Here is a 3263-nt window from a genome sequence, read left to right on the forward strand (position 1 = left end):
ACCGCCGGATTAGCGCACGCCGCGCCCCCGCAGAGCACCCCCGGCATCACCGACCTGATCCGCGACCGTCAGGACCGCCTGCTCGAAGAGCAGCAGCGGCGCCTCGAAGAACTCAAGGATCTGCCCGGTAAATCCGCCGCCCCTGCAGCTCCGGCGACGCCTGCCGACACCCGTTGCTTCCCGATCAAAACCATCGAGCTCGCAGGCGCCGACGCCCTGTCCGTAGACGAGCGCAACGCGCTGATCAAACCTTACATCGGCCAATGCCTCGGCGTGCCGCAGCTCAACGAAGTGCTCAAGGTCATCACCGACCGCTACCTGGCCAAGGGCCTGGTCACTAGCCGCGCTTATCTGCCACAGCAAGACCTTTCCAGCGGCAACCTCAAAATCCAGGTAGTCGAGGGCAAACTCGAAAGCCTGAAAGGCGCCGAAAGCAGCGGCATCACCGACCGTCAACTGGCGATGAGCTTTCCCGGCAAACAAGGCGAGTTGCTCAACCTGCGTGAAATCGAGCAGATGGTCGATCAGCTAAACCGTTTGCCCTCGAACCAGGCGCAGATGGAACTGGCGCCGGGCAAGGCCGTGGGCGGCAGTGATGTACTGGTCAAAAACACCCCGCAAAAGCCCTGGCGTGTCGGCCTGTCGCGGCACAACGGCGGCCAGCGCAGCACCGGCGAACAACAGTGGGGCGCCAGCCTCGACTGGGACAACCCGCTGGGCTTGGCCGACCAACTTTCGTTGCGTGGCGGCCACGATGCGGTTAGCGATCACCAGAAAACCTCGCGCAATTCGATGCTCAACTACAGCTTGCCCTTCGGCTGGTGGAACCTCACCTACAGCTACACCGAAAGCGAATACCGCTCTCGGGCCGAGGCCAACAACTTCAAGTTCAAGCAGACCGGCGACAGCCAGAGCCACCAGTTGCGCCTGGAGCGTGTCGTTCACCGCGACGCCTTGAGCAAAACCTCCCTGAGCACCGGCGTCGCCTACCTGCGCACCAATAACTTCATTGAAGACAGCAAGCTGGCGCTGAGCAGCAACCGCCTCAGCGAAGCCCAGTTCGGCATCAACCACGGCCGACGTATCGGCAGTTCATTTCTCAACATCGACCTCGGCATGCAAGACGGCATCGGTGCCTTTGACGCCCAGGCCAACCACAACCCGCGCCACGGCCAGGCCGATGCGCGCTACCGCAAATACACGGCCACCGTCAGCTACCTGTACCCGTTCAAGCTGTGGGGCGAGTCCTTGAGCTTCAGCAGTTTGATGACCGGCCAGCACAGCGAAGATGTGCTGTTCAGCCCGCAGCGCATGAGCCTGGGTGGGCAGTCGTCGATCCGTGGCTACAAGGACCAGATGCTGTCCGGCGACAGCGGCGGCTACTGGCGCAACGACCTGCGCTGGAGCCGCCCGGTGACCTGGGCCTGGCTGCAACCGGTGCTCAGCGAATACGGCACCAGCCTCGGTTATGACCAGGGCGTGATCAGCCGCGACCGTTACAACGCCGAGCAGCATGGGCGCATGAGCAGCAACTCGGTGGAGCTGTTTGCCCGTGGCAAAAACGTCGCCGCCAGCGTGACCTTTGCCCACTCTTTGGAACGACCGGCCGCTATCACAGAGCGTGAAGCGCCGATCTATTTCCGTATGGATTTTTTCCTTTAATTTTTTTACCGCCTTCGGGTATCGAGACACAACATGGACGTTCGCCAGTTCGCCTTCCTCGTGCGCCAGCCTTCTGCTGCCGTAAAAAGCCGTTCCCACTTTTTGGGGCTGCCTAAACGCGGGTTGGCGTTAATCCTGGCCAACGCGATGTTCTGGCACCCGTTGCTGGCCCAGGCCGACGGCATTGTGGTCAGTGCGCCGGGCACAGGCCTCGCGCAGGCGGGCAATGGCGTGCCCATCGTCAATATCGCCGCACCGAATACCAATGGCCTCTCGCACAACCAATTTCATGACTATAACGTCGGTGCCAACGGCGTCATCCTCAACAACGCGACCGACCGCACCCAGGCCACACAACTGGGTGGCATCATCGTCGGCAACCCGAACCTGCGCGGCACCGCTGCCAATATCATCCTCAACGAAGTCAACGGCGGGAGCCCCAGCCAACTGCGCGGCTACACCGAAGTGGCGGGGCAGTCGGCCCATGTGATTGTCGCCAACCCGTATGGCATCAGTTGCAATGGTTGCGGCTTTATCAACACGCCGCAAGTCACGCTGACCACCGGTAAAGCGGTGATCGAAAACGGCCAGATCAGCCGCTATCAAGTCGATCAAGGCAACGTCGCCATCGACGGCGCGGGCCTCAACGCGACCAATGTCGACCAGTTCGAAATCATCACCCGCGCTACCACCATCAATGCGCAGATCCAGGCGAAAAAACTCACCATCGTCGCCGGGCGCAATGATGTGGACGCACGCACCTTAAATGCCACCGCACGGGCGGCAGATGGCAGCCAGGCGCCGGACCTGGCGATTGACTCGTCGGCGCTGGGCGGCATGTATGTGGGCGCGGTCAAGCTGATCGGCACCGAGGCCGGTGTGGGCGTGAAGCTGTCGGGCGATATGGTCGCCGGCGGTGATATCCAGATTGATGCTGCGGGCAATGTGGTCATGGGCACAACCACGGCAGGCACCTCTGTCGCCGTCAAAGCGGCCAGCTTGCAAGCCAAGGCGGCGGTCTACGCCGGTACTGATCTGTCGGTAAACACCCAAGGTGCGCTCACCACGCAACAAACCCTGGCGGCCAAGGACAGCATCGCGCTGGACGCCGGCGGCCGCTTGACCAACAACGGGATCATCGAAGCAGGCGTCAACGCCGATAACAGCCGCAATGCCCAGGGCGATGTGCGCTTGACCGCGCAGGCCATCGACAACACCGGCAAAACCGTGATCGCCAGCCGCGACCTCAGCGTCAACAGCGGCGAACTGGCCAACCAGGGCGGTACCTTGAGCGCCCGGCGCGACGCACAGCTGACGGCCACGCAGATCGACAACCAGAACCAGGGCCGCCTCCTCAGCGCAGGCAGCCTTGGGATCACCGCCGGGCAACTGCTCAACAGCCAAGGTGGTTTGGTCACCAGCACCGGCAACCTGACGGCGGGTATCGGGCAACTGATCAACCGCAGCGGCGAATTGTCGAGCCAGGCGCAGGTCACGCTGCAACTGAATGAACTGGATAACGTCGCCGGCCTGGTCTCGGCCGGGCAATCGCTGAGCCTGAATGCGACGGGGCTGATCAATAACCAGGGCGGGCGAATTGC

2 protein-coding genes are annotated in these 3263 nt (G+C 62.4%); both read left to right on the forward strand.

The features are described 5' to 3' along the window. The coding region (locus FEM54_RS28545) for a ShlB/FhaC/HecB family hemolysin secretion/activation protein (RefSeq protein WP_138453856.1) at positions 1–1662 on the forward strand (1662 nt) is incomplete at its 5' end. Positions 1663–1695: 33 nt separating this feature from the next. Then, the coding region (locus FEM54_RS28550) for a filamentous hemagglutinin N-terminal domain-containing protein (RefSeq protein ID WP_138453857.1) at positions 1696–3263 on the forward strand (1568 nt) is incomplete at its 3' end.

This window comes from Pseudomonas edaphica (assembly GCF_005863185.1).
GTDB lineage: Bacteria > Pseudomonadota > Gammaproteobacteria > Pseudomonadales > Pseudomonadaceae > Aquipseudomonas > Aquipseudomonas edaphica.